This window comes from Streptomyces sp. NPDC048483 (assembly GCF_040651455.1).
Taxonomy (GTDB): Bacteria; Actinomycetota; Actinomycetes; order Streptomycetales; family Streptomycetaceae; genus Streptomyces.
Genome location: NZ_JBEZJZ010000018.1, coordinates 15,216 through 40,035, shown reverse-complemented (window position 1 = coordinate 40,035; position 24,820 = coordinate 15,216). Strand labels below are relative to the sequence as shown.

The 24,820-nt window shown below is 72.2% G+C and carries 18 protein-coding genes and 1 pseudogene; 10 read left to right on the top strand and 9 right to left on the bottom strand.

Annotated elements, in window-relative coordinates; all coding sequences use genetic code 11:
• The first annotated feature begins 209 nt into the window (after positions 1-209).
• Complete coding sequence (locus AB0D04_RS12490) at positions 210-1,289, top strand: LPXTG cell wall anchor domain-containing protein (protein WP_362702222.1); 1,080 nt, start codon at positions 210-212, stop codon at positions 1,287-1,289.
• 70 nt (positions 1,290-1,359) lie between these two features.
• On the opposite strand, the gene AB0D04_RS12485 is transcribed toward AB0D04_RS12490, so the two are convergent.
• The 3 genes from AB0D04_RS12485 to AB0D04_RS12475 form a co-directional block, all read right to left on the bottom strand.
• A complete protein-coding gene (locus tag AB0D04_RS12485; RefSeq protein ID WP_362702220.1) occupies positions 1,360-3,195 on the bottom strand; it encodes a GMC family oxidoreductase in 1,836 nt (611 codons plus the stop codon).
• Between the two features lie 20 nt (positions 3,196-3,215).
• Positions 3,216-4,853: a succinic semialdehyde dehydrogenase gene (locus AB0D04_RS12480; protein WP_362702218.1), complete on the bottom strand. Its 1,638-nt coding sequence runs from the start codon at positions 4,851-4,853 to the stop codon at positions 3,216-3,218.
• Positions 4,854-4,989: 136 nt separating this feature from the next.
• The gene (locus AB0D04_RS12475; protein ID WP_362702216.1) at positions 4,990-6,888 is read right to left on the bottom strand and encodes a protein kinase; all 1,899 of its coding nucleotides are present in this window, start codon (positions 6,886-6,888) and stop codon (positions 4,990-4,992) included.
• 473 nt (positions 6,889-7,361) lie between these two features.
• Here AB0D04_RS12475 and AB0D04_RS12470 point away from each other — a divergent pair, with 473 nt between their 5' ends.
• The 3 genes from AB0D04_RS12470 to AB0D04_RS12460 all read left to right on the top strand — a co-directional run bounded on the left by AB0D04_RS12470 (position 7,362) and on the right by AB0D04_RS12460 (position 10,788).
• Positions 7,362-8,408, top strand: coding sequence for a hypothetical protein (locus tag AB0D04_RS12470; RefSeq protein WP_362702215.1), 1,047 nt, complete (start codon positions 7,362-7,364; stop codon positions 8,406-8,408).
• A gap of 476 nt (positions 8,409-8,884) precedes the next feature.
• The gene (locus AB0D04_RS12465; protein WP_362702213.1) at positions 8,885-9,547 is read left to right on the top strand and encodes a response regulator transcription factor; all 663 of its coding nucleotides are present in this window, start codon (positions 8,885-8,887) and stop codon (positions 9,545-9,547) included.
• A gap of 92 nt (positions 9,548-9,639) precedes the next feature.
• A complete protein-coding gene (locus tag AB0D04_RS12460; protein ID WP_362702322.1) occupies positions 9,640-10,788 on the top strand; it encodes a histidine kinase in 1,149 nt (382 codons plus the stop codon).
• Between the two features lie 39 nt (positions 10,789-10,827).
• Here the strand turns inward: AB0D04_RS12460 and AB0D04_RS12455 are convergent, their stop codons facing one another.
• Complete coding sequence (locus tag AB0D04_RS12455) at positions 10,828-11,202, bottom strand: STAS domain-containing protein (protein ID WP_362702211.1); 375 nt, start codon at positions 11,200-11,202, stop codon at positions 10,828-10,830.
• A gap of 498 nt (positions 11,203-11,700) precedes the next feature.
• Between AB0D04_RS12455 and AB0D04_RS12450 the strand changes: the two are divergent.
• Both AB0D04_RS12450 and AB0D04_RS12445 read left to right on the top strand, forming a co-directional pair.
• Positions 11,701-12,237 (top strand): annotated as a pseudogene (locus AB0D04_RS12450) (sigma-70 family RNA polymerase sigma factor); the annotation flags it as partial.
• A gap of 197 nt (positions 12,238-12,434) precedes the next feature.
• Complete coding sequence (locus tag AB0D04_RS12445; RefSeq protein ID WP_362702209.1) at positions 12,435-13,841, top strand: MDMPI N domain containing protein; 1,407 nt, start codon at positions 12,435-12,437, stop codon at positions 13,839-13,841.
• Positions 13,842-13,896: 55 nt separating this feature from the next.
• On the opposite strand, the gene purU is transcribed toward AB0D04_RS12445, so the two are convergent.
• The gene (gene purU, locus AB0D04_RS12440) at positions 13,897-14,790 is read right to left on the bottom strand and encodes a formyltetrahydrofolate deformylase (protein ID WP_362702207.1); all 894 of its coding nucleotides are present in this window, start codon (positions 14,788-14,790) and stop codon (positions 13,897-13,899) included.
• Between the two features lie 32 nt (positions 14,791-14,822).
• On the bottom strand, positions 14,823-15,281 hold the full coding sequence (locus tag AB0D04_RS12435) for a hypothetical protein (RefSeq protein ID WP_362702320.1): 459 nt from the start codon (positions 15,279-15,281) through the stop codon (positions 14,823-14,825).
• 171 nt (positions 15,282-15,452) lie between these two features.
• On the opposite strand from AB0D04_RS12435, the gene AB0D04_RS12430 reads away from it, so the two are divergent.
• Positions 15,453-16,811, top strand: coding sequence for an ABC transporter substrate-binding protein (locus AB0D04_RS12430; protein WP_362702205.1), 1,359 nt, complete (start codon positions 15,453-15,455; stop codon positions 16,809-16,811).
• A gap of 94 nt (positions 16,812-16,905) precedes the next feature.
• Here the strand turns inward: AB0D04_RS12430 and AB0D04_RS12425 are convergent, their stop codons facing one another.
• Entirely contained in the window at positions 16,906-18,702 is a 1,797-nt protein-coding gene (locus AB0D04_RS12425; protein ID WP_362702203.1) for a hypothetical protein, read from the bottom strand.
• A gap of 225 nt (positions 18,703-18,927) precedes the next feature.
• Entirely contained in the window at positions 18,928-20,322 is a 1,395-nt protein-coding gene (locus tag AB0D04_RS12420; RefSeq protein WP_362702201.1) for a transcriptional regulator, read from the bottom strand.
• Positions 20,323-20,796: 474 nt separating this feature from the next.
• On the opposite strand from AB0D04_RS12420, the gene AB0D04_RS12415 reads away from it, so the two are divergent.
• The 3 genes from AB0D04_RS12415 (at position 20,797) to AB0D04_RS12405 (ending at position 24,070) form a co-directional block, all read left to right on the top strand.
• Positions 20,797-21,468, top strand: coding sequence for a bifunctional DNA primase/polymerase (locus AB0D04_RS12415; RefSeq protein ID WP_362702318.1), 672 nt, complete (start codon positions 20,797-20,799; stop codon positions 21,466-21,468).
• A gap of 209 nt (positions 21,469-21,677) precedes the next feature.
• Positions 21,678-22,436 (top strand): ABC transporter ATP-binding protein, encoded by a 759-nt coding sequence (locus AB0D04_RS12410; RefSeq protein ID WP_362702317.1) that lies wholly within the window; start codon positions 21,678-21,680, stop codon positions 22,434-22,436.
• Entirely contained in the window at positions 22,433-24,070 is a 1,638-nt protein-coding gene (locus AB0D04_RS12405; protein ID WP_362702199.1) for a transporter, read from the top strand. The genes AB0D04_RS12410 and AB0D04_RS12405 overlap by 4 nt, the downstream gene beginning before the upstream one ends.
• A 61-nt stretch (positions 24,071-24,131) precedes the next feature.
• Here AB0D04_RS12405 and AB0D04_RS12400 read toward each other — a convergent pair whose 3' ends face one another.
• A complete protein-coding gene (locus tag AB0D04_RS12400; RefSeq protein ID WP_362702197.1) occupies positions 24,132-24,644 on the bottom strand; it encodes a hypothetical protein in 513 nt (170 codons plus the stop codon).
• Between the last annotated feature and the right edge of the window lie 176 nt (positions 24,645-24,820).

The following is a 24,820-nucleotide window of genomic DNA, read 5'->3' as shown; positions in this document are numbered from 1 at the left end:
TATTGCCTGGGTGTTGTCTATGTGTTGCCTGTGTGGCGCCTGTGAGAGATGTGACGGGCATCACTGGGCATCCCCTGTGCGGCGGACAACCTTTTTCGGCCATGGCTGGTCATGTACCTGCAATCGCACGGCCATACCGCGCCCCACCGCGACGGCCCGCACCCACTTGTGCCGCCCCTGCGGCGCTTTGGACCCGAGAGGTCTTCTCGATGAAGCTTCGCCGTGCCCTGACGGCCGCTGCCGCTGCGGCCGTCATCGCCCCTGCCGCCCTGATGGCGGCCCCCGCCGCGTACGCGACCGGTACCGACACCGAGTCCAGCGCGAGCGCCGACCCGACGCCGGCCACCCCCGGCCCGGAGCAGAGCGACGACACCACGGCGCCGTCGGAGACCCCCACCACCGACGACACCACCCAGCCGGGCGGGGAGACCCCGCCCGGCGACGACACCGAGCCCGGTGAGGAGACCGGGAACGGTGACGAGGCCGAGCCCACCGCCCCGTCCACCCCAGGCGACGACACCGCGCCCAGCACCACTCCGGAGCCCTCCACCTCGGCCAAGCCCACCGCGAAGCCGACCGAGGAGCCCGACGACGAGCCGGCCTGCGCCGAGGAGTCCGACGAGATGGCGATCAGCACCGAGCTGCGCGGCCTGCCCAGCAAGGTCGTGGCCGGCTCCGGCTGGAAGAACTTCACCTTCCGCGCCACCAACACGTCGGACAAGGCGATGAAGTCGGTCGACGCGTACGTCGCGCTGGCCGGCATCAGCAACGGCAACTTCGACGATGTCTCCCGGCACCTGACGGTGCAGTGGTTCGACGAGGACGCCGGCTCCTGGCAGGCCATCACCGACGAGGACGGCTACTTCGCCTCCATCGACGACCTCAAGCCCGGTGAGTACGCCGACGCCAAGCTGCGCCTGAAGGTCGACGCCAGGACGCCGGGCAGCTACGGCTTCGCGTTCACCATCGGCGCGTACCACAACGAGGACGACGTCTGCGGCTTCTCGGATGTCGCGGAGTACGACTTCGACATCCTGGTCGCGGGCAGCCACCCGGGCTCCGTGCCGCCGGCCAAGAGCAAGCCGGGCAAGGCCAAGGGCAACAAGCCCGCTCCGCAGGGTGAGCTGAAGCAGATACCGGCCACCGGCAAGCTCGCCGAGACCGGCTCCTCCTCCGCGCTGCCGACCATCGGTCTGGTGGGCGGCATCGCCATGGCCGTCGGCGCGGGAGCGGTCTTCGTCGTCCGTCGCCGGAAGACGGACGCCACGGACGGCGCCGCGGCCGCGTGACGTAACGGCAGGCGCACAGGGCGAAGGGCCGCATCCGCGAGGGAGCGGCCCTTCGTCCTGGCGGCCTTCGTCACGTGGAGGAGCGGGAGTTCTCCTTCTTCGGCGGCACCGTCGGGACGGGCACGAACGGCAGGTTCAGCGCGCCGAACGCCTTCTTTGGGACAGCGGGCCGCACCGGCGCGACCGGTGCCAGCCGCTCGTAGCGTCGGCCGGGGGCGGGGCGCGGGTCCGGCTCACCCTTGTTCGGCCACAGGGACATGGCTCGCTCGGCCTGTGCCGTGATCGTCAGGGACGGATTGACCCCCAGGTTCGCGGTGACCGCGGCGCCGTCGACCACCGAGATGCCCGGGTGGCCGTAGAGCCGGTGGTAGGGGTCGATGACGCCGTGGTCCGCGTCCTCCCCGATCGGGCAGCCGCCCAGGAAGTGCGCGGTGAGCGGCGTACCCATCAGCTCGCCGACATTGCTGCCCGCGAAGCCGTTGATCTCCTGCGCGAGGAGGGTGGCCGCTTCGGTCGCCTCGGGGATCTGGTTGGGGTTCGGGGCGCCGTGGCCCTGGCGCGCGGTGAGCAGGCCCTTTCCTATGCCGTCCGGTTTGCGGTAGGTCGTCAGGGAGTTGTCGAGCGACTGCATCACCAGGCCGATGATGGTGCGCTCCGACCAGCGGCGGTTGGAGAGGGAGCGGAGGGCGAGCCAGGGGTGGCGGACGACATTGCCCAGCCAGCCCGCCACGCGCCCGGTGGGGCGGTAGGGCACCTGGAGGATCGTCAGGCCGCCCATCGCGTTGGAGCCCTTGCCGTAGCGGACCGGCTCGATATGGGTGTTCTCGTTGGGGTGGATCGACGAGGTGATCGCCACTCCCTTGGTGAAGTCGGCCTTCGTCGCGCCGTGCGCCGTGCGGTAGCGCCGGTTGTCGGTCTGCGCGCCCACCAGGGCCTCGGAGTTGGTACGGGTCAGCGAGCCGAGACGGCCGGAGACGTGCGGGAGCAACCCGCAGTCCTTCATGCGGTGCAGCAGGGTCTGCGTACCGTACGTACCGGCCGCGATGATCACACGGCGGGCCGTGAACGTCCGGCCCGCACCCTTCTTCTTGTTGTCGGTGGGCAGCGTCCCGACGGCGAAGCCGCCGCGCGAGTCCTCGGTGACGGTGACGACGGAGGTCATGGGGTGGATGACCGCGCCGGCCCGCTCCGCGAGATGCAGATAGTTCTCGTTGAGGGTGTTCTTGGCGCCGTGCCGGCAGCCGGTCATGCACTCACCGCACTCGGTGCAGGCCTTGCGGGAAGGGCCCGCGCCGCCGAAGTACGGGTCGGCCGCCTCTCCGCCCGGCGCGGCCTTCGAGGTCCCGTCCGCATCATCGCCGTCCCCGAAGAACACCCCGACCGGCGCCATGTGGAAGGAGTCGCCGACGCCCATGGCCTGCGCGGTGGCCTTCAGATGGACGTCGGACGGCGTCATCGTCGGGTTGAGCCGCACACCGAGCATCCGCTGGGCCTGGTCGTAGTACGGCTTGAGCTCCGCCTGCCAGTCGGTGATGTTCTTCCACTGCGGATCGTCGAAGAACGGCTGCGGCGGCACATAGAGGGTGTTGGCGTAGTTCAGCGAACCGCCGCCGACGCCGGCGCCCGCCAGGACCATCACCTTGCCGAGGAGGTGGATGCGCTGGATGCCGTAGAGGCCGAGCGCCGGGGCCCAGAGGTAGTTCTTCAGGTCCCAGGAGTTCTTCGGGAGCGTCTCGCGGGTGAAGCGCCGGCCCGCCTCGAGGACGCCGACGCGGTAGCCCTTCTCGGTCAGGCGGAGCGCGGAGACGGACCCGCCGAATCCGGAGCCGACAACGAGGACGTCGTAGTCGTAACCGCCGTACTCGCCGCCGTCGTCCTGGTTCTGGGCAGAGTTCTCCTGGGGCACTGGCTCTCCTGGGGTTTTTGTTACCGGAGTCGGAACGCCTTCATCGCGCGCAGGCTGAGGGTCATGAACTGTGCGTACTTCTCGTCGGTCATGCCGAAGGACGGCGCGAGCGGCATGATCCGCTGGTGGGCGACGGTCTGCGCCTCGGTGTACTTGAGGATGCCCTCGGAGCCGTGCCGGCGGCCGAGCCCGGAGTCGCCCATGCCGCCCATCGGGGACTGCACGCTGCCGTAGCCCGCCGCGTACGACTCGTTGACGTTGACGGTGCCGGTGCGCAGCCGCGCGGCGACCGCCCGCCCCCGCCGCCCGTCCTTGGTCCAGACGCTGGAATTCAGGCCGTACGGCGTGGCGTTGGCCAGGGCGACCGCCTCGTCCTCGTCGCTGAAGCGGTAGATCGAGACGACCGGGCCGAAGGTCTCCTCGGCGCAGACGGCCATCGGGGCCTCGACGCCGTCCAGGATGGTGGGCTCGTAGAAGAGGGGGCCGATGTCGGGGCGCGGCTTGCCGCCGGCGACGAGCTTGGCGCCCTTGGCGACGGCCTCCTCGACATGCCGGGTGACGGTCTCCAGCTGCCGCTCGCCCACCAGGGAGCCCATGTCGGCCCCGTAGGCGAGGGCGTTGCCCAGGCGCATGGCCTTCGTACGGGCGGCGAAGCGCTGGACGAAGTCGTCGGCGATGGACTCGTGGACGTAGAGCCGCTCGATGGAGATGCACAGCTGGCCGGCAGAGGAGAAGCAGCCGCGGACCGCCCCGGCGGCGGCCTTTTCCACGTCGGCGTCGTGCAGCACCAACATGGCGTTCTTGCCGCCCAGTTCGAGGGAGCAGCCCACCAGACGGGCCGCGGCGCCCTGGGCGACCTCGCGGCCCGTACGGGTGGAGCCGGTGAACGAGACATAGTCGGCGTGCCGGACGACCTCGGGGCCGACGACCGGGCCGTCACCGAGGACGACCTGCCACACCTCCGGCGGCAGTCCGGCCTCGATGAGCTGCTCGCGCGCCCACAGGGCGGTCAGCGCGGTCTCGGTGTCGGGCTTCATGACGACGGCGTTGCCCGCGACGAAGGCGGGGAGGGCGTCGCCGACGGAGAGCTCGAAGGGGTAGTTCCAGGGGGCTATCTGACCCACCACGCCGCGGGGCTGGCGGAGCTCGGTGACCTTGGTGAGGGTCGGTACGACACCGGTGTGGCCCTTGGGCCGCAGGTACGAGGGCGCCTTGCGGCCGTAGTGCCGGGCGGCGACGGCGACCGCCTGCACCTCTTCGTGGGCGTGCAGCCGGGCCTTGCCGGTCTCCAGCTGGATGAGGTCGAGGACCTCGGCCTGGCGCTGGAGGACGAGATCATGGAAGCGGAGCAGGACGGCGGCGCGCTGCCGGACGGGGACCTTGGCCCAGCTCGCCTGGGCGGCGCGGGCGCGCTCGAAGGCGGTGGCGACGTCCTCGGGGGTGGACTCGGGCAGGTCCGCGAGCTTCTCGCCGGTGAACGGCGTGTGGTTCGCGGTCTTGCTGGTGCCGACCACTCCGCGGGTCAGGCGGGCGACCACCTCCGGGGTGACCACATCGGCGGCGGTGCGGGTGCCGGCGGCGGAGGGGGCCACGGGGTTCCCGGCGGGCGTCGCTGCAGTGTCCTGAAGGGCGTCCTTGGTGTCCTGCGAGTCCGTCATGCGGGCGAGCGTATTCCTCCCCGGGCACTTTGTGTACCCGGCAGTAATGAGTTTTCACGCGGCGCCCACAATCACGCCAGTGATTGCTGGCCGTAAAGGGTCTGGTCAGCGACGACGCCCCGGATGCCGAGGGGGGTCAGCCGGTGAGCCGGAAGGCGTCCAGCGCGGTGTCGAAGTGGCGCTTGGCCTCGGTGCGCGATCCGAGCGGCGACGAGATCCAGACATCGATCATCTTCCCGCCCTCGTCCCAGCTCAGGTCGTAGGTGTACCGCGGCCCGGCGTCCTGGCTCTTGCCGTTCCACGCGAACTCCCAGAGCCCCGCCTGGAGTCTGTTGTGCGTGGTCTCGGTGACCTGGCCCTGGCTGTAGCCCGCGTAGTTGCGGGGCCCGTTCGCGTGGGCCGTCCGCATCGCCCCGATCGGCCCCTCGGGCACCTGCTTCTGCAGCTGGACGCCGATCCGGAACCGCTTGCCCTGCGAGTAGTAGTAGACCCGGTCGTTCTCGTACGAGCGCGTGAAGCCGTCGGGCACGGCGAGCGCAAAGCCGGCCGGGTCGCGGACGAGGCGGTAACCGGTGGGGACCTTGGGGGCGTTGCCCCCGGAGGGCTTCGAGGTGCCCGTGACGGTCGCACCGGGCCTGGCGGGCCGGGAGGACCCGGTGGCGTCCTTCACCGTCGGCCCCGGCCGCGGGGTGTGGTGGGAGGCCTGCTGGGACGTGCCGGGCTTGGCGCCGCCCTTGCCCTGGTTGCCCTGGTCGCCGTTCTGGTTCATGACCAGGGCCGTGATGCCCGCCCCCGCGCCACAGAGGACGACCACCGCGAGGGCGACGAGCAGGACGGTGCGGCCGGTGCGCGGGCGGGCCGAGGCGGCCGGCGCCCGGCCGTCGAGCGCGCCGGGGTGGGAGGCGCCGGGGGTGCGGCCGCCGGTACGGGGATGGCCGGGGGCGGGGTCGGCGGGCGTACGGGGGTCGGAGAAGCCGGTGGGGGCGACGGGGGTGCTGCCGGGGGACGAGCGGCCGAGGGCGTCCAGGTCGTCACTGGGCAGGTGCTCGCCGGGGAGGCCGTCGCTGTGGCCGTCGTAGAAGGGATCGTGGGCGTCGGCGCCGGGGGGCCGGGTGCCGGCAGGGGCCGTGGCCGCCTCGCCGAATCCCGCGGGCGCGGACCGGCCGTGGCCCGCGCGCCCGCCCGGCCGGCGCTCCGGGGCCCGCCCCGTCCGCGCATACCCCCGCAGCAGCCGCTCCGTCTCGTCGATGTCCAGCCGGCGCTCGGGGTCGCGCTCCAGCAGTCCCTCGATGACGGCCCGCAGCGGCCGGGCCGCCTCCGGGATCTCGATCTCGTCGTACACGACGGCATGCAGAACGCCGCCGATCGAGTCCCGGCGGAACGGCGTTTCCCCGCTGAGCGTGGCGCACATCAGCACCCCGAGCGACCACAGGTCCGCCTCGGGCCCGGTGCCGCGGCCGGCCATCCGCTCCGGCGCGGTGTACTCGGGCGAGCCGACGAACCCGCCGGTCTCGGTCAGCGTCGTCGCCCCCGGGACCTGGGCGATCCCGAAGTCGGTGAGCACCACCCGGTTCGTACCCGACTCCATCAGCACATTGGCGGGCTTGATGTCACGGTGCAGCACCCCGCGGGCGTGCGCGGCCCGCAGCGCGCCCAGCAGCGCCACCCCGATCCGGGCCGTCTCGCGCGGGGCGAGCGGCCCGCCGCTGTAGAGCCGGTCGGCCAGCGACGGGCCGTCCACCAGCTCCATCACGATCCACGGCCGGCCGTCCTGCTCGACCACGTCGTGCACGACGATCACATTCGGATGCTTGACCTGGGCGACCGTCCGCGCCTCCCGCATCGCCCGCTCACGCTGCACCCGTGCCTCGGGCTCGGCCGTGGCTTCGTCCAAGTGCAGTTCTTTTACGGCGACTTGGCGGCCCAACAGCTCATCGGTGGCCCGCCAGACCGTCCCCATTCCGCCGCGGCCCAGCCGTATGTCCAAGCGATACCGGCCGCCCACGAGCCGGCCCTCGCCCCCGAAGATGCCCATGGGGCCATCTTGCCGCACCGCCATGGGCCTTGCGGGGGCGGCACCCCTTCGCTGGCCGCTGCTCGGCGGGAATCGCCACTGACCTGGGAGCATGGTGATCCACTGCCATCACGGAGGCAGGTGTGGCAGGCATCGCAGCCGTCATGGCACCCTGCTGGACGAGGACTCCCCGCCCCGCGCGACCAGACGTACAAGTCGCGCTATGCGGCCCAAGAGGCCATGTTCCGGGCACAGATGGTGAGCGACGATGCGGAGCTGCCCGTCCGCGCCGAGCAGGTGATGTCCGGCCGGGCGTCCGCGACTTCATCGCGGCCACGGCGCCGCGCGCGCGTGTGCGGAAACCGCAGACCACGACACACGGGAGGGAACCTCCACCGCCCCTCCGGCCGTCCTTGACACAGTGAGGCCAGTGAGGCCGCCGTACGGGAACGGTGGCCGGTGCAGCGACTGGTGCGGTGGAACGGGGGTCGGCCATGGTGATGCAGGACGGCGGAACGGTGGATGTCCGTCCGGGCCCCGACCCGGCCCGGGCCGCCCCGGAACACAGCGGCGCGTATCTGGCGACCGGCCTGTGCCTGGGACTGTACGGCGGCGCGCTGCTCGCCTGGACCGTCTACGGCATCACCCAGAGCAGCGGCACCGCCTGGGACTTCGTCGAGGGTCTGTTCAACCCGGGCGCCTCCCCCGCCACGGCCGAGGTGCTCGGCCCGTACGAATGGTCCTTCACGGTCGCCTTCCTGACCGTCGCGGGCCTGTCGCTGGCGCAACGCCGGGTGGCCCGCAGCGCCGCACTCCTCTGCGCCTTCCTCCTCCTGGCCGTCTCCCTCCGCGAAGGCATCGGCCTGCTCCACGCCGCCTACCGCGACCAGTACAGCAACGACCCGCTGGGGAGCTGGGCCCTGGCGACCCGCGGGCTCTGCCTGCTGACCGCGCTGGTCGTCCTGACCGTGCTGTTCCCGGCCACGGAACAGCGGGGCGGCCGGCCCCTCCCGCCACCCGCCGGGCGCACTCCCGACAGCCCCGAAGCCCGCTGGCGCCGCCTGTCCCGTATCTGCGGCGTCCTGTTCCTGATCACGGCCGTGGTCCGGATCGGCTGGACCGTACGGAACCTGACCTCCAGCGGCATGAGCACCGACAGCTACCTGCGCGGCGTGGTCGACGGCTCGATCCCCGGCACCCTGGACCTTTCGGCCACCGGCGAGTTCACCACGGTCGTCTCGATCCTCGCCTTCCTGGTCCTCGGCGTGATCGCCTTCCGGGGGCGCCGCGACATCCGGGGCGCGCTGCTCGCCTTCGCGGCCGTGGAGCTGTATCTCACCGTACGAACCGTGGTGTGGCTGGCCGTCACGGACTTCTTCAACCTCTCCTCCCAGACGTCGGAGGGGGCGCTGTCCATGGCGACGACGGCGTATGCGCTGGCGGCGATGACGTCGGTGGTGGTGCTGGCCACGGGGCGGGGGTTCGGTCCGTACGACGGGGTGCGGACCCCGCTGGGGCCGCGGCTCCCGACCTCCGAGTGACGCTCCTGGCGCCGGTGGCACGGGCCGGCCGGATGTATTGACCACCACGGGCCGCATCATCAAAGATCCGCCCATGCCCCGCCCGGATCCCTTACCGCCGTCCAACAACCGTCTCTGGTCGTTCCGGTGGGAGCGGACGGCCTGAGGGACGGGCCCTGGTCGGCGGTGCGGGGGAGATCCCCCTCCGAACCGCCCCCGCACGCCAACGGCGGCCGCCGCGTGTGGGGGTCGCGACGGCCGCCGATGTGAACTGCAACGCCTCCTGGGCTTGTGGCCTCTTCAGTGGTGCAGCATGTGAACAAGTCTGCCCGTGGGGGCCTCCCCACGGCATCCTTCCCAGGTCGCGGGATCACCCCCGCCGAGCGGCGGGGGTGCGGGTCCGTCGCGGGGCGGGTGCGGGTGACAGGGGTACGGAGTCGCGCAGCGCCGGGTGGTTCCGTGAGCTCGGATGGGTGCGAAGGAGAAAGGGGCGGCCGGTGATCCGTGTCGCTGTGGTGGACGACGAGCGGCTCGTCAGGTCCGGGTTGCGGATGATTCTGGGGACCGCGCCGGATATCGAGATGGTGGCGGACTGCGGTGGCGCAGAGGCCGTGGACACCGTGCTGCGGAGCGGGGCGGAAGTGGTGCTGCTCGATATCCGGATGCCGGACGTGGACGGGCTGACCGTGCTGCGGCGGCTGCGGGCGAGACCGGAACCGCCTGCCGTGGCGATGCTGACCACTTTTGACGCGCAGGAATATCTGAGCGCGGCGCTGCGGGAAGGGGCGGCCGGGTTTCTGCTGAAGGATTCGGATCCGGAGCAGCTGGTGCGGGCCGTACGGACGTTGGCGGCGGGCGGGAGCGTGCTGGATCCCGGCGTGACGCGGGCGGTGATCGGCGGCTATCTGACGGCCGAGGACCAGGTGTCCGCGGCGCGGGCGGTCAGCGGGCTCACCCCGCGTGAGTCGCAGGTGCTGGCGCTGCTGGGCGAGGGGCTGGGCAATGCCCAGATAGCGGAGCGGATGGGGCTGGCGCCCAGCACGGTCAAGGATCATGTGCGGGCCCTGTTGGGGAAGCTGGGCGGGATCAATCGCATCCAGGCGGCAATAGTTGCCGACCGGGCCGGCCTGGTGGCGGGCGACCCCCGGGGGGCGTGGTGAGTGCCCCGGGGGGCGTGGTGAGTCCCTCGAAGGGTGCGGCAGGCGTACGGGCGCGGGCGGCGGCGCGGGGCCGGGCGCTCGCCCAGGGGCCGTTGGCGCGGCGGGTATGGCGGCTCGCCCCGGTGGTGGTGCCCGTCCTCCTGGGCATCGCCGACTCGGTGCTGGTCAACGGCTTCGAACTCCGCCTGGAGCTGGGCGCCTCGGTGGTTGCCGCGACGGCCCTGCTGCTGCGTCGGCGTTTCCCGCTGCTGGTCTATCTGTTCACCCTGCCCGGGCTCTACATCGGCTACATCTGGTTCGCGCCGATGATCGGCCTGTACACGCTCGCCGCCCGCCGGCCCGGCCGGGCGCGGCTCGGCGTCTGTGCGGTGCTGCTGATCGCCGCGCATTTCCTCCCGTATCCGATCTCGGACTTCGAGCCGACGCACTACCGGGAGAACACCCTGGTCCTGATCGACGCCTGCGTCACCTCTGCCGGACCGATCGCCATGGGGCTGCTGGTCCGTACGCGGCGGGAGCTCGCCGTCCGCGTCGAGGACCTGACCCGCAGCCTGCGCCGCGAGGACCGGCTGCTCGCGGACCGGGTCAAGACCACCGAACGGGCCCGGCTCGCCCGCGAGATGCACGATGTCGTGGCCCACCAGGTGAGCCTGATCAGCCTGCAGGCGGGGGCGGTGCAGGTGAGTACGGAGGACGAGGCGGCGCGGGCGGGCGCACGGACGATACGGGAGTTGTCCGTGCGGACGCTGGAGGAGCTGCGGCACATGGTGGGGGTGTTGCGGGCGGACGGCGGTGAGGCGGCGGAGGCGCGCGGGCTCGCACCGCAGCCGGATCTGGAGGAGCTGCCGCGGCTGATCGAGATGAGTGCGCTGGATGTGACGTACGAGGGGGGTGTGGTGGCCGGGGCGAGCGGCGCCAAGACGGTGGAGCGGGCGGCCTTCCGCACGGTCCAGGAGGCCCTCACCAATGTGCGCAAGCATGCGCCGGGGGCACAGGTGCGGGTCCGGGTGGGAGCCGATGGCGGCGGGGAGCGGGAGAGCCTGCGCGTCGAGATACGCAACGGGCCGCCGGACGAGACGGCCACGGCGCCCGCGCTGCCCGGTGGCGGGCACGGGCTGGTGGGGCTGCGTGAGCGTGCCCAGAGCCTCGGCGGGACGCTGGAGGCGCGGCACACGGCCGATGGGGGGTTCGTGGTGCGGGCGGAGTTTCCGTACGGGGTGACGGCCAACGGGGCGGGGTGACCGCCGGTCGGTGTGCGGCGGCGGGGCGACGCCCCGCCGTCAGGCCGACAGCGGCGCCGCCGCCTCGTCCACGGCCGTGTGCAGGTCCGGGTAGACCTCGAAGAGGCGGCGGACACCCAGCGCGGCCAGCACGCGATTGACATGGGAGCCGTCGACGGCGCCCTGTGCGGGGAGGATCAGCCGCAGCCGCCCCTGACAGGAGCGCATCAGTCTGCGGGCGGCGATCAGCACTCCGACGCCGCTGGAATCACAGAACCGGACCTCGGAGAGATCGAGCACCAGACTCCGCCGGCCCTCGGCCACCGCATCGTGCACATGCTGGCGCACCGCGGGCGACGTGACCAGGTCCATTTCGCCGGAAACCTGCAGCACGGCCCACCGGCCCTGTTCGCCCTCTGCCACCTTCAACGACACGCGCTCGAAGCCTTTCGCTCGCTTTCGGACCGGATGCGTTCCAGATCTATCCGGAAGTCACCCTTCCCCGGCTCGACTGCCCGGCCTCTCTCCCCTGAAACTCTTGCGGACCCTTGGCACAACAGACAGTCCCTGCCCAAGGCTATGCCCAGTGGGCGGTGCCCTTTCCCCGGCATCCGGTCACACGCGGGTAACACATCGGCCGATACGGGCAGGAACGATGCGCATTGATCCGTACAGCGATTGTTTTCGCTCCACATCGATCCCCTTCAATCAAGGGAGACCACCCCATAGTGACAACTCCCTTACCATCCGCATCCATCGAAGAAGGTGGTTTGCGGCAAAGGAGCGTGCGTTGTCGGACCCGCGCATTACATTCGATGGGAGCACGGTCGTTGAGCGCGGGACGAACCGGGGCACGGCGCCCCTCGCGAGATCGGCGGAGGCGGTACCGACAGAGGTGTGAGCACGGCGACGACGGACAGGGATAGGGGTCCGATGGGAAACGACACACCCCCGCGCTGGGACAGGCGGATGCAGCAGCGGCTGGCCCGCGGCGAGGCGGCCGCGCTCGGCGAGCTCTACGACCGCTTCGCTTCGCTCGTGCACAGCCTCGCGCACCGCGTCCTGGACGACGAGGACGCCGCCGACCGCATCACCCGCGAGGTCTTCGGCTACATCTGGGAAAACCCCCATTCCTACGACCCCAAGCAGGGCTCGCTGCGCTCGTGGGTCGCCGCGGTCACCCGCCACCAGGCCGTCCAGCGGCTGCGCCAGACCGAGGCCGCCTCGGCACAGGACTGCGGCCCGGACGCGCCCGCGCCGGCCGAGATGGAGCAGAAGATCCGCGAGGCCTCCACGGCCGCCCGCGCCGACTACATCGTCACCTCCATGCCCGCGCCGCTGCGGGACGCCCTGGAGCTGGCGTACTTCCAGCGCCGGAACTACCGCCAGACCGCTGCCGACCTGGGCGTCACCGAGGACGAGGCCCGCCGCCGGCTCCGCCTGGGGCTCCAGCTGCTGTCCACCGCCCACAACCACCCCGCCCTGCCGCCGTCCGCGCCCCGGTCGTCCCCCGCACGGAACGCACCCGCCGCCTCCCGTACGGCGTCCCACGCGCCCCCGTCACCGCACGCACCCCACGGACCGCGCTCCCCGCATGCCCCGCAGCACACCGGCCCGCACTCCGGCACGGGAAACGCCCCGCCCGGCACGGGCCACGGACGGTCGCTGTGAGCGGCCCGGACCATTGGGAGGGCCCCGGCCGGCCGGGCGGGCCCGGTGAACGGCCGCGGATACCGTCTCCGCGTGCCGCCGCCGAGGACCACGGCCCGCTGCCGGACGCCCTGCCCGCGCCCGAACCAGAAGCGAAACCGGAACCGGAACCCATGACCGACGCCACCGGCCCAGGCTCCGGACGCGACTCCAGCTCCGGCTCCGGCTCCGGCTCCGGCTCCGGACACGACTCCGGCTCCGGGGACCTGCCGCCCGAGCCCCCACCCGAGCCGGACCCGCTGCCCGCCCCCGCAGCCCCGCCGCACCGAGTCCTCAAGTCGCTGCTCGGCGCCTGGGCGCTGGCCGTCTGCAGCGCCGAGGAGACCGTCGCCGTGGAGACGCACCTCACGGACTGCGCCTCCTGCGCGGACGAGGCGCTGCGGCTGCGGGACGCCGTCGGCCTGCTGCATCCCGCCGACAGCCTCGACCTCAATCCGCTGCTGCGCTCCCGCGTCCTGGAGGGCTGCCTGGTCCGCCGCCCGGCCCGTATCCCGGTGCCGGAGTGGGCGACGCCGTACGACGCGGAGACCGCGAAGCTCGATGCGCTGCTGCGGGACATGGGCGAGGCGGAGTGGCGCGCTCCGGTGCGGCTGCGCTGGTTCGAGCACGAGCGGGCGGTCGAGCGCGAGACCACCGTCGCCGGGGTCATCGGCCATCTGATGATGGTCGACGGCCTGGTGGCAACGGCCCTCGGTCTGCCCGATCCGCTCGGCGCCGACACCCCGCCGGGCACCCCTGGGCCGACGACCCGTACGGAGGCCTACTGGCGGGCGGTCGGCGAGGAGCCGGGCCGGCTCGCCACCCATGGGCCGTGGCGCGACCAGAGCTATGCGCTGATAAGGACCGTCTCGTTCGCCGGCAGCGGAGTCGACGAACTCGCCGTTCCGTACGGCAAGTTGCAGCTCGCGATGTGCGATTCGTTCCTGGACCGCGCCTTCGGGTGCTGGGTGCACGCCGGCGATATCGCGGACGCGGTGGACTATCCGTACGAGCCCCCGGCCGCCGCCCACGTCCACCAGCTGGTCGACCTCGCCACTCGGCTGCTGCCCACCACGCTGGCCCACCGCCGCCGGGCCGGGCTCGCCTCGCCGCCGCAGAAGCTGGTCGTGCCGGGCACTCCGGGCCGTACGCTCCACCTGGAGGTCGAGGGCAGCGGCGGCGGGCACTGGTACATACCGCTGGACTCCCCGGCGGCCGTCGGCGCGAAGGAGCACACCGTCGCGCACATCGCCCTGGACAGCGCCGAGTTCTGCCAGCTGGCCGCGGGGCATGTCTCCCCCGAGGAGGCCGCCGCGGGCCAGCACGGCGAGCGCGACGCCATCCGCGATGTGCTCTTCGCGACCGCGTCGCTGTCCCGGATGTGAGCCGCGGCCGGGCGGCCGTAAGCGGCGTGAACCGCGGGCGGGCGACCCGTGAGCGTCAGGCGAAAACGACCGTCCGGCTGCCGTTCAGCAGCACCCGGTGTTCGCTGTGCCACTTCACGGCCCGCGCCAGCGCCTGGCACTCCACGTCCCGCCCGATCGCCACGAGCTGGTCGGGCGTGACGTTGTGCCCGACCCGCTCGACCTCCTGCTCGATGATCGGACCCTCGTCGAGATCGGCGGTCACGTAGTGGGCGGTGGCCCCGATGAGCTTCACCCCGCGCGCGTGCGCCTGGTGGTAGGGCTTGGCGCCCTTGAAGCTCGGGAGGAAGGAGTGGTGGATGTTGATGATCCGGCCGGACAGCGCCTTGCACAGGTCGTCGGAGAGGACCTGCATGTACCGCGCCAGCACCACCAGCTCGACCCGCTCCGCACGCACCAGCTCCAGCAGTTGCGCCTCGGCCTCGGCCTTGTTGTCGCGGCTGACCGGGATGTGGTGGAAGGGGACGTCGTACGAGCCGGCCAGCTCGGCGAAGTCGGTGTGGTTGGAGACCACGGCCGCGATCTCGACCGGCAGCGCCCCGATCCGGGAGCGGAAGAGCAGGTCGTTGAGGCAGTGCCCGAACTTGGACACCATCAGGACGACCCGCATCTTCTCCTCGGCCCGGTGAATCTGCCAGTCCATCTGGAAGGAGTCGCCCACCGCCGAGAAGCTTGCCCGCAGCTTCTCCAGGCTCACCGAGGCGTCCGCGCCGAAGTGGACCCGCATGAAGAACAGCCCGGTGTCGTGGTCACCGAACTGCTGACTGTCCTCGATGTTGCAGCCGGTGATGAACAGGTAGCTGGACACGGCGTGCACGATCCCTTGCTTGTCCGGGCAGGACAGCGTGAGGACGTACTGATCGGCCCGGTCGGGCCGGCCGGGCTGCTGGGTGGGCTGCGACTCGCTCATGACCTCATAGGGTCGCACACCTGCGGGGATGCTCAGGCCGGGGCGTCCATGGCTCCGGTCATGAGGGCCAGCACCTCCAGCGAACGCGGCGGGACATCGGGGTCCTCGCCGTCCGCCGTCGCCAGCCGTACGTGCGCCTCACGGGCCGCCCGTAGGGCCTCCGGCCAGGCCTGATGCTGGATGTACGCGGCCACCGGGGCGTCCGGACCGACCTGGTGCATGATCCGCAGCACCTGCAGCACGGCGACATCGACCAGCTGCGCCTCCTGGGCGTCGCGGAAGATCGTGCCGACGTATTTGTCGGCGGACCAGTTGTCCAGCCAGGTGTCCTCGACGAGGCGGTAGACGGCGTCGGTGACATCCCCGTAGCCGGGGCGGCCCGCCAGCCAGGTCTCCTGCTGGAAGGCGGGGTCGGAAAGCATGTGCAGCGCGGAGCGCACATTGCTGCGCCAGCGCCACCACGGCATGTCGTTGAGTGGCATACCGCCCATGGTGGTCGAGCGGCGGCCGCGACGGGAAGACTTCTCCGAACCTTGCACAGTATTCGATCGTACGTTCCTCCCTAATGATCTCGAGCGGCCCCCCGGAGTTCACCTCTGTGTCACTTTCCGTTGCCCCGACGTCACTCACCCGTTGTCGGCGGGACGGAAGGGTGCGGTGTCATGACCGGACGGCGACGCTCCTCCCCCCGCCCCTACTCCCATGCTCCCGCGGTCGCGATCGCCTCGGCGGTGGCATGTGCGGCGGTCATCGCGTCGCTGCTCTCGGGCTGCGGCTCTCTCCCCGGGGCCTCGGGGGACTCCGGGGAGAAGGCGCCGATCACGGTCATGACCTGGGCGCCCGAGGGCACCAAGGCGACCAATATGCCGGGTATGCCGGCCATGGCGCAGGCGTACGCCCGGTGGGTCAACTCCCGGGGCGGCATCCGCGGCCACCATCTGAAGGTCCTCACCTGCAACGAGCACAACGACACGGTGGCCTCCGCCCAGTGCGCCCAGCGCGCGGCGGACCACAACGCGGTCGCGGTCGTCGGCTCGTACAGCCAGCACGGCCGCTCGTTCATGTCGCCGCTCGAGGTCAAGGGAATCCCGTTCATCGGCGGTTACGGCGCCTCCGAAGAGGAGTTCGCCAGCCCGCTCTCGTACCCGATCAACGGCGGCCAGGCATCCCTGCTCGCCGGAAACGGGCGGCAGTTGGCGCGCAACTGCAAGCGCGTCGCCCTCGTACGGCCGGACACCATCCAGGGCGACCAGATGCCCTCACTGCTCAACTCCGGCCTGCACAACGGCCATCGGAGCCCGGCCGAGGACATCAAGGCGCCCGAGGACGGCACCGACTACGCGCCCCAGGTGACCCGCGCCCTGGACGGCGTGGGCGCCGACCCGACCGTCCACGGCACGGCCGCGGACGGCGGCACCGCGCCCGGCTCCTGTGTGACCGCCTCGCTCGGCGACCACACCGACGCGTTCTTCGACTCCTTCCGGCGGCTCCAGGAGGACAGCCCACGGGTGCACATCGCCTCCGTCCTGGGCAGCGTCGGCCAGGCGCTGGTGGACCGTACGGGCGGCCGCTCGGGTCCGCTGGAAGGGGCGTACATCACCGGCTGGTACCCGGTCGCGAGCGATGCCCGCTGGCAGCCAATGCGCAAGGTCCTCAACGACTTCGCCTTCGGCGACAACCGCATCGACCCCGCCGATCAGGGCGTCCAGACGACCTGGATCGCCTATACGGTGCTGCGCGCGCTGATCGAGCAGCTCGACGACGAGGGCGTCGAGGAGATCACCCCGCGCGCCCTCCAGAAGACGCTGGACGACGGCAAGCGCGCCATCGACACCGGCGGCCTGACCCCGAAGCTGCGCTGGCGCGAGGACGACATGCTCACCGTCCAGAACTACCCGCGCGTGGTGAACGGGATGGTGACCTATCAGGTCGTGCGCGACGGGCAGTTGGTCGCCGCGCAGGACGGGTTCGTGAACGTCACCAAGACGCTGGAGCGGCGGGTGACGGACGAGGACCGCTGAGCGCAGGCCCCGCTGCGTACGGGGCGGGAACTGCGTACAGGGGCTGCGTACGGGGCCGGGCGAGGTGCGGTGGGCCGCCCGGCCCGGCCGCTGTCTACAGCGCTGTGGGCGGGCGCTTCGTCAGCTTGTACTTCGTTGCGAGCGGGTTCCAGATCTGCGCCGCCTGCTGCTTGGCCGTGGTTGCCGCATTGCTGGCCGCACCGGCCTGCGCGGTCTGCCTGGTGCTGCGCGCCTTGCCCTTGTGGCAGCCCTTCTTGCCGGCGACCTGACCGGCCCAGACCGCGTAGTGGTTGTCCGCGGCGGCAGAGGACTGCCAGGCCTTGGTCAGCGCGGCGGTCAGCTGCCCATGGTTCGGGATCTTGTCGACCGGCAGCTGCTTGAGCCGCGTCACCAGGTCGTTGCGCTGCTTGGCCGCGGCACGCAGATCCGTGGCCGCGACGCCGAGGCTGTCGCAGGACTTGATGTTCTGGACGGCCCTTCCTACGGAGGAGCGGGTGTTGCCGCTGTCGCCGAGCAGCGCGTCCAGGCCCTTGGCCTGCTCCTCGGCCGGATCGGCGGACGGGCTCGCCGGGGCCTTCTCCTCGGCCGACTTGGCGGCGCTGGTTCCGGCGTCCTTCTTCTTTGCGTCGTCGTCGCTGCCGCCGCTGAGCAGCCAGCCGACGCCGAGACCGGCACCCGCCAGGACGACCACGACGATGCCGATGATCGCGGCAGTGGGCAGACCGCGGCGGCGCCCGCCCTGGTCGTCCTCGTACGGCGGCTGATAGCCCTGCTGGTCGTAGCCCTGGCCGTACGGGGGCCGGCCCGGGTCCTCGAAGCGCGGCAGCTGCGCGGTGGAGTCCGGCGCCCCGGCCGCTCCCGGCGCGCCCGGCCCGTCGCGGAACAGCCCGTCGAACTCGGCAGGGGTCGGCCGGTCCCCTGGCGCACCGGGGCGGACCCCGAAGGGCGCGCCGGGCGGCTGGCCGGGCACCCCGGCACCGACCGGGGGAATCAGCTGAGTGGCCTCGGAGTCGCTGCCCGGGGCGGCCCCGGGCATCGGCTGGGGCTGCGGCATGGGCTGCGCGTGATTGCCCTGGGCCTGGCCCTTCGGCTTGATCACGCGCAGCATCGTGGTGGACTCGCCGGGCGACTCGGGCTGCCCGGCCGTCTCGGTCGGCAGCGGCGCGGCCGACCGGTCGGCTATCGGGGATATCAGCGCGGTGGCGTCGGCGTCACCCGAGGTGGGCGGCAGCGGGGCGCCGGCCTGGGGAGTCGCGCGCACCAGCTCGCCGGACCGCTCCGGCTGGGGCTGCGGGGGCTGCTGGCGGTACGGCTCGGGGTGGGGCGCCTGAGGCTGCGATGCGTAGGGCTCGTGCTCCGGCAGGGGCTGCGACTGCGGGGCCTGCTGGCCGTACGGGTCGGGCTGGGGCTGCTGCGGCGCCTGGGGCTGCCCGTACGCCGGCGGCTGAGCGGCTCCGTACGGCTCTCCGTACGACCGGCCCTCCGGCGGCAGCGCGGCGTTCTGAGGCTGCGGCGCGGGCGCCTGCTGCTGCGGCATCGACGGCGGCATGGGCGGCACCGGCGGCTGCCCCTGGGCCGACGGGAAGGCCTCGCCGTGCGGCGGGAGCGCCTGCTGGGCGGCGGGCTGGGCCGGGGCCTGCGGCTGAGATGCCGCCCAGTCCTGGCCGGGGGCTTGCGGATAGCCCGGAGTCTGCCCGTAGCCCTGCTGCTGGGCGGGCGGCTGACCGGCCTGCTGGTCGGGACCCCAGGGCTGGCCCCACGGCTGGCCGGCCGACGGCGCGGCCTGGTGGTCGGGCACCCACGGCTCACCGTTGGCGGGCAGCACAATGCCCTCTCGCGCGGGGCCGGCCGCAGAATTCTGCGGGTCGTGCCCCTGTCCGCTCTGCGTCACCGGGACTCCTACCATCGTGCAACCTACGAAACCGTCGGCTCACGCTACCGGGTCGCAGCAACGTTCGACCACGGCCCCTGGTCACCGCCCCGCCCGCCCCCTGGACGCACCGGGCGGGGCCGGATGACCCGCCCCGCCCCGAGCGCCCGACGGCACTTGCGTCCTCCCCCGTTCCGTACGCCGTTGCCCGTGCGCGTTGCCCGTACGCGTTGCCCCGCCGCCCGGTCAGGCCGCCGCGGCCCGCAGGTCCAGCCGCGCGCCGAATTCCCGTACGACCGGTTCGTCCCGGTACGGCTCGAGGCGCAGCTGGAAGTCCTCCAGATACTCCGCGCCACGGTCCGAGCGCAGCCCGCTGAGCAACTCCACGGCCTGGGTGCCCGTATGGCAGGCCTGCTCGATCTCCCGCTGCTGCACCTGCGCGCCGGCCAGCAGTACCAGCCCGATGGCGCGGCGCCGGGCCCGGCTCTCGGGGTGCCCGTCCAACGCCTCCTGGGCCCGCTGGACGGCCGGGCCGGGCTGGCCCAGATCCCGGTGGCAGTGGGCGAGTTCATCGGCCAGATACGCCTGGTCGAAGTGGCCGATCCAGGCCGGGTCGTCGCCCGCGTCACTGGTGGCCTCGGCGCGCTCCATCGCCGCGAGCGCCCGGCCCGCCACCGTCTGGAAGGCCCGGCCGTCGCCCATCAGGGCGTGCCCCCGCGCCTCCGCCGCGAAGAACATCGCCTCCGCCCGCGGGGTGACCTGCCCGCGTGCCCCTTCCTGTGCGGCCCGCGCGAGCTGGGCGATCTCCCGCGGATTACCGAGCGAGGCAGCGAGATGGCTCATGCTCGCGGCCAGCACATAGCCGCCGTAGCCGCGGTCGCCCGCCGCCTGGGCCAGCCGCAGCGCCTGGATGTAGTAGCGCTGCGCGAGGCCGGGCTGCCCGGTGTCGACGGCCATGTAGCCGCCCAGCTCCGTCAACCGGGCGACGGCGGCGAAGAGTTCACGCCCTACGGACTCGCGGTACGAGCCCGCGAGCAGCCCGGAGACCACGCTGTTCAGGTAGTGCACCACCACCGGCCGGACGTGCCCGGCGCCGAACTGGTGGTCGAGCGTGCTGAGCGCCGCGGTCGTGGCCTGTACCGCTTCGACGTCCGCCGTCCCGACCCGTGCCCCGGCGCTCCGCGCCACCTGGGTGTCCGCCCCGGTGATCAGCCAGTCACGGCTCGGCTCCACCAGAGCGGAGGCCGCCACCGTGGAGCCGCTGAGGAAGTCGCGCCGCCCCACATCGCTGCGCCACAGCTCACAGACCTGCTCGATCGCCCCGAGGACGGTCGGGGAGAACTGGAGCCCCACCCCGGAGGCAAGATTCTTGCCGTCGGCCATCCCGATCTCGTCGATGGTGACCGTACGCCCCAGTTTCCGGCCCAGCGCCTCCGCGATGACGGCCGGTGCGCGGCCGCGCGGCTGCTGGCCGCGCAGCCACCGGGCCACGGAGGTCTTGTCGTAGCGCAGGTCGAGTCCGTGCTCCGCACCGCACATGTTGACCCGGCGGGCGAGTCCCGCGTTGGAGCAGGCGGCTTCCTGGATCAGCGCCTGCAGCCGCTCATTGGGCTGCCGCGCGACGAGTGGCCTGGCGGCCATGCTGTACCCCCTGATTACTGCTGCGCGTTCACCGTCGAACGCCGTTCCCCGTGATCAATTCCCCGTACATATGCCGGATATCCGAGACATCCCGGATACGCGAGGTACACGCGGTTCGCCGTGTCATCGGATGCATCCGGGTGCGCGGCGCTGGTACGTGTGCCGATACGTGTGCTGGTCCACAAGACGGTGCAGGAGCCGGCCCGTAGGGGACTGATCCCAAGAAGGAGAATGGCGCGCGGTGCCCGTGCTCAGATCGCGGCGCCGCCATGGCCCCGGACGCTCCGGTGCGCACCGCGGACTGCCGCGTGGGCGGCCTCTCCGCCCGTCACGCAGGTGGCTACCCGCTCCCCGGACCACACCCGCATATGCGCCCCCGCCCATGCATCCATGCGCCCCAGGTGCAAGAACGATGCGCCGGGGGTGTCCCCCATTCGGCCGTAACCCTTGGTGACGCGCGAAGTTGTCCTGGGCGTGGAAGAGACCATCGGAGTCACAGAAGCCTCGCCCATCCCCCAGCAGCGCGGCGAGCAGCTGCTCGAGACCGCGGTGCGTTACGCGGAAGAGCGGCATTGGGATGTGTTCCCCGGCGCATGGCTGGAGCACGACGGTGAGACACCGCGCTGTTCGTGCGACGCCAAGGACTGTGGCGCGCCCGGCGCGCACCCCACCGCGCCCGGCTGGGCCGGACTGGCCAGCGGCAGCGCGACGGCCGTCCGCAGGATGTGGAGCAAGCAGCCGCGCGCCTCGATCCTGCTGCCGACGGGCCGCGCCTTCGAGGCGCTCGAAGTGCCCGAGGCCGCGGGCTGCCTGGCGCTGGCCCGTATGGAGCGGATGGATGTGCCGCTCGGCCCGGTCACCCGCACCCCCGACCGCCGCATGCTCTTCCTCGTCCTGCCGGGTGCCTCGGCGAAGGTGCCGGACCTGGTACGGAATCTGGGCTGGCGGCCGGCCTCGCTGGACCTGATCTGCCGCGGCGAGGGCGAGTACATCGCCGCGCCGCCGACCCGTATGGCACCGCACGGTTCGGTGCAGTGGGTGCGCCGCCCGACCACCACCAACCGCTGGCTGCCGGACGCGGAGGAGCTGATCAGCCCGCTGGCGTATGCGTGCGGGCGGGACGCGGCGGCGTTCCGCGGTCGCTGAACGCGCAGCCCGGCCCGGCCGTGTCGGTGGCCGCCCGTATCGTGGAAGGCGTCGGACGGGGGCCGTGACCGGGGCCCCTGCGGGGACGTCGGAAGGCGGGGCCGGTGGGCAACGAACCGGAGCAGAGCGAGCCAGTAGGGCCGGAAGACGCAAGTGAGCGTGCCGCCGGGGCGACCCGCGACGGTGCCGCGGCCGGCCCGCCGCCCGCCGTGCGCATCCAGGGCCTGTGGAAGAAGTTCGGCGAGCAGGTCGCCGTCTCCGGCATCGATCTGACCCTCCCCGCGGGCCGCTTCATCGGCCTGGTCGGCCCCAACGGCGCGGGCAAGACCACGACCCTGTCCATGGTGACGGGGCTGCTGCGGCCGGATGCCGGTCAGGTCGAGATCGGCGGCCACGACGTCTGGCGGGACCCGGTGTCCGTCAAATCCCGTATCGGCGTCCTTCCCGAGGGACTGCGCCTCTTCGAGCGGCTGTCGGGCCGCGAACTCCTCGGCTATATGGGGCGGTTGCGTGGCCTCCCGGGCGACGAGGTCGACAAGCGGGCCGGCCAGCTGCTGGACGTACTGGACCTCTCCGGCGCCCAGCACAAACTGGTCGTCGACTACTCCACCGGCATGCGCAAGAAGATCGGCCTGGCCGCCGCGCTCCTCCACAACCCTGAAATCCTCTTCCTCGACGAGCCCTTCGAGGGCGTCGACCCCGTCTCGGCGCAGACCATCCGGGGCGTCCTGGAGCGCTACACCTCCTCCGGGGCGACGGTCATCTTCTCCAGCCATGTGATGGAGCTGGTGGAGTCGCTGTGCGACTGGGTCGCCGTGATCGCCGCCGGGCGGATCCGCGCCGACGGCCCGCTGGCGCAGGTGCGCGGCGAGGCGTCCTCCCTCCAGGAGGCCTTCCTCGGGCTCGTCGGCGCCAACGACCGCGGCGCGGGCCAGGACCTGGACTGGCTGGGCGGCGGCGCCCGATGAGCACCGAATCCGCCGCGGCGCCCCCGGCCTCGGCCGCCGCCCCGCCCCTGACCTCCGTTTTCGTACGGCTGAAGCTGTCGCTGCTGCGCAACGGCCTGCGCCAGTCGACGGGCCGCACGCTCGCCTATGTCGGCTCGATCGTCGTCGGCCTGCTGTGCGCGGCCGGTGTCGTCCTCGCCCTGACCGCACTGCGCGGCAACCCGCACGCCGGCGCCGTGTCGGTACTCCTCACCGGGATCCTGACCCTCGGCTGGGCGGTGATGCCGCTGTTCTTCCCGTCCGGTGACGAGACCCTGGACCCGACGCGGCTCGTCATGCTGCCGCTGCGGCCACGCCCCCTGATCGTCTCGCTCCTGGTGGCGTCGCTGATCGGTATCGGTCCCGTCTTCACCCTCGCGCTGGTGGTGGGCGCCGTGATCGCGGTCGCCCACGGGGCGGCCGCCGCGGCCATCGCCGTGCCGGCCGTGGTCCTGGTGGTGCTGGTGTGCGTGTCCCTGGCACGCGCGGTCGCCACCGCCTCCGTACGGCTCCTGACCAGCCGCCGCGGCCGCGATCTCGCCGTGCTGAGCGGCCTGTTCATCGCCCTCGGCGCCCAGGGCGTGAACATCGCCGCCCAGAAGCTCGGCCGCCCGGACGGCCTGTCCGTACTGGAGCCGCTGGGCGAGGTGCTGCGCTGGGTACCGCCCGCCTCCGCGATCGGCGCGGTGCACGACGCGGGCCAGGGGGCCTACGGCCGCGCGGCGGCGGGCCTGGCCCTGACGGCGCTCGCGCTGGCCCTCCTGCTCTGGTGGTGGCAGCGCACGCTGACCACCCTGATGACCTCCCCCGATTCCTCCACCCTCCAGGCCGTCGAGAAGGACAGCGCGCGGAGCTCCGGCAGCGGTGAGCGGGGGCTCGCGCGCCTGCTGCCGGGCGGGCACACGGGCACGGTCATGCTCCGCACCCTGCGCTACGCCTGGCGCGACCCGAAGTCCAAGATGTCCTGGGCCGCGGCGCTCGGCGTCGGCCTCCTGGTCCCGTTCGTGTCGTCCGTCCAGGGCAAAGGCAGCATCTACACCGCCTTTTCGGCGTCCGCCCTGCTCGGCATGCAGATGTACAACCAGTTCGGCCAGGACACCTCGGCGTTCTGGATGGTCGCCTCGACGATCGCCACGCCACGGGACGCGTACGCGGAGCTGCGGGCCCGCGCGCTGGCACTGGCCCTGGTGGCCGTCCCGTACGTCACCCTGGTCGTCGTCGGCACCGCGGCCTTCATCGGCCCCTGGTCGGACTTCCTCGAGGTGTACGGCCTGTCGCTGGCCCTGCTGGGCGCGTTGCTGGCCACCGGTGCGCTCTGCTCGGCGCTCTTCCCGTACTCCATTCCCTCCGAGGGCAACAAGAACGTCGCCCCGGGGCAGGGTGCGATCGCCTGGTTCAGCATCTTCGGCGGGTTCGTGGTGGGCGCCGTGCTGTGCTCGCCCCTGCTGGCGCTGACCATCTGGCTGCATGTGGCGGGGCTGCACGGCCTGTTGTGGGTGCTGCTGCCGGTCGGCGCGGTCTACGGACTGGGCATCGCGGAAGCGGGCCTGCGGGTGGCGGCGCCCCGGGTGGCGGCGCGGCTGCCGGAGATCTTGGTGGCGGTCAGCAAGGGGTGAGGGGCCCTACGGCGTCGGCCGCCGCCCGGGGGTTCGAGCGGCGGCCGGGGCCGAGCAAGGGTCAGACCTTGGTGAAGCACCAGTTGGTGGTGGCCCGGTGGTCGTACGAGTAAACAATGCTGCGCGTGTACTGCGGCCCGCACTTCTCGTTGCCCCCCAGCACCTCGCCCGTCTTGTACTGGGCCTCCGATGAGTCACAGCCGACGACGGTCATCTCCATGGCGTCATCCGAGCCCGTGATCTTGACGCAGTCGCCGACCTTCGGGTTGTGGTTCTTGTCGTAGGCCTCGGCCGAGGCGGACGCCGAGGCCTCCTTCGCGGCCTTGCCGCCGTGGGGATTGGTGTTGTAGTCCCACACGTACCAGGCCCCGCCGGCGATGAACGGCAGGACGACCACGAAGCCGATCAGCCGGTGCTTCAGAGTCGGCTGCGGCCGCTGCGGACGCTGCGGGCCGCGCGGCGGCTGCGGCTGGCCGTACTGCGGGGGCTGCTGATACCCGTACGGCTGCTGCGGGGGCTGCTGGTATCCGTACGGCTGCTGCGGCTGGTTCTGGTAGGGCGGCGGTGCGGACACGGCTTTTGCTCCCCCATGGTTGATTGCGTGCACGAAGGTCAATGCGATATTGACCGGTGCAGGGTACCGTCCGGCGTCTTGCCGCTGGTCAGTGGTCCCGGAGCGCGGGATCCCCTCGCCCGCGCACGGCATTGCCGGGAAGTTATCCACAGGGTTGAGCGCGTTGTTGGCCCGGA

Excerpts from the sequence above, each read along its gene's own strand:
- AB0D04_RS12490 (WP_362702222.1), top strand. The coding sequence starts at position 210 with ATGAAGCTTCGCCGTGCCCTGACGGCCGCTGCCGCTGCGGCCGTCATC.
- AB0D04_RS12480 (WP_362702218.1), bottom strand. The coding sequence starts at position 4,853 with ATGACGGACTCGCAGGACACCAAGGACGCCCTTCAGGACACTGCAGCG.
- AB0D04_RS12475 (WP_362702216.1), bottom strand. The coding sequence starts at position 6,888 with ATGGGCATCTTCGGGGGCGAGGGCCGGCTCGTGGGCGGCCGGTATCGC.
- AB0D04_RS12470 (WP_362702215.1), top strand. The coding sequence starts at position 7,362 with ATGGTGATGCAGGACGGCGGAACGGTGGATGTCCGTCCGGGCCCCGAC.
- purU (WP_362702207.1), bottom strand. The coding sequence starts at position 14,790 with ATGAGCGAGTCGCAGCCCACCCAGCAGCCCGGCCGGCCCGACCGGGCC.
- AB0D04_RS12435 (WP_362702320.1), bottom strand. The coding sequence starts at position 15,281 with ATGGGCGGTATGCCACTCAACGACATGCCGTGGTGGCGCTGGCGCAGC.
- AB0D04_RS12430 (WP_362702205.1), top strand. The coding sequence starts at position 15,453 with ATGACCGGACGGCGACGCTCCTCCCCCCGCCCCTACTCCCATGCTCCC.
- AB0D04_RS12420 (WP_362702201.1), bottom strand. The coding sequence starts at position 20,322 with ATGGCCGCCAGGCCACTCGTCGCGCGGCAGCCCAATGAGCGGCTGCAG.
- AB0D04_RS12405 (WP_362702199.1), top strand. The coding sequence starts at position 22,433 with ATGAGCACCGAATCCGCCGCGGCGCCCCCGGCCTCGGCCGCCGCCCCG.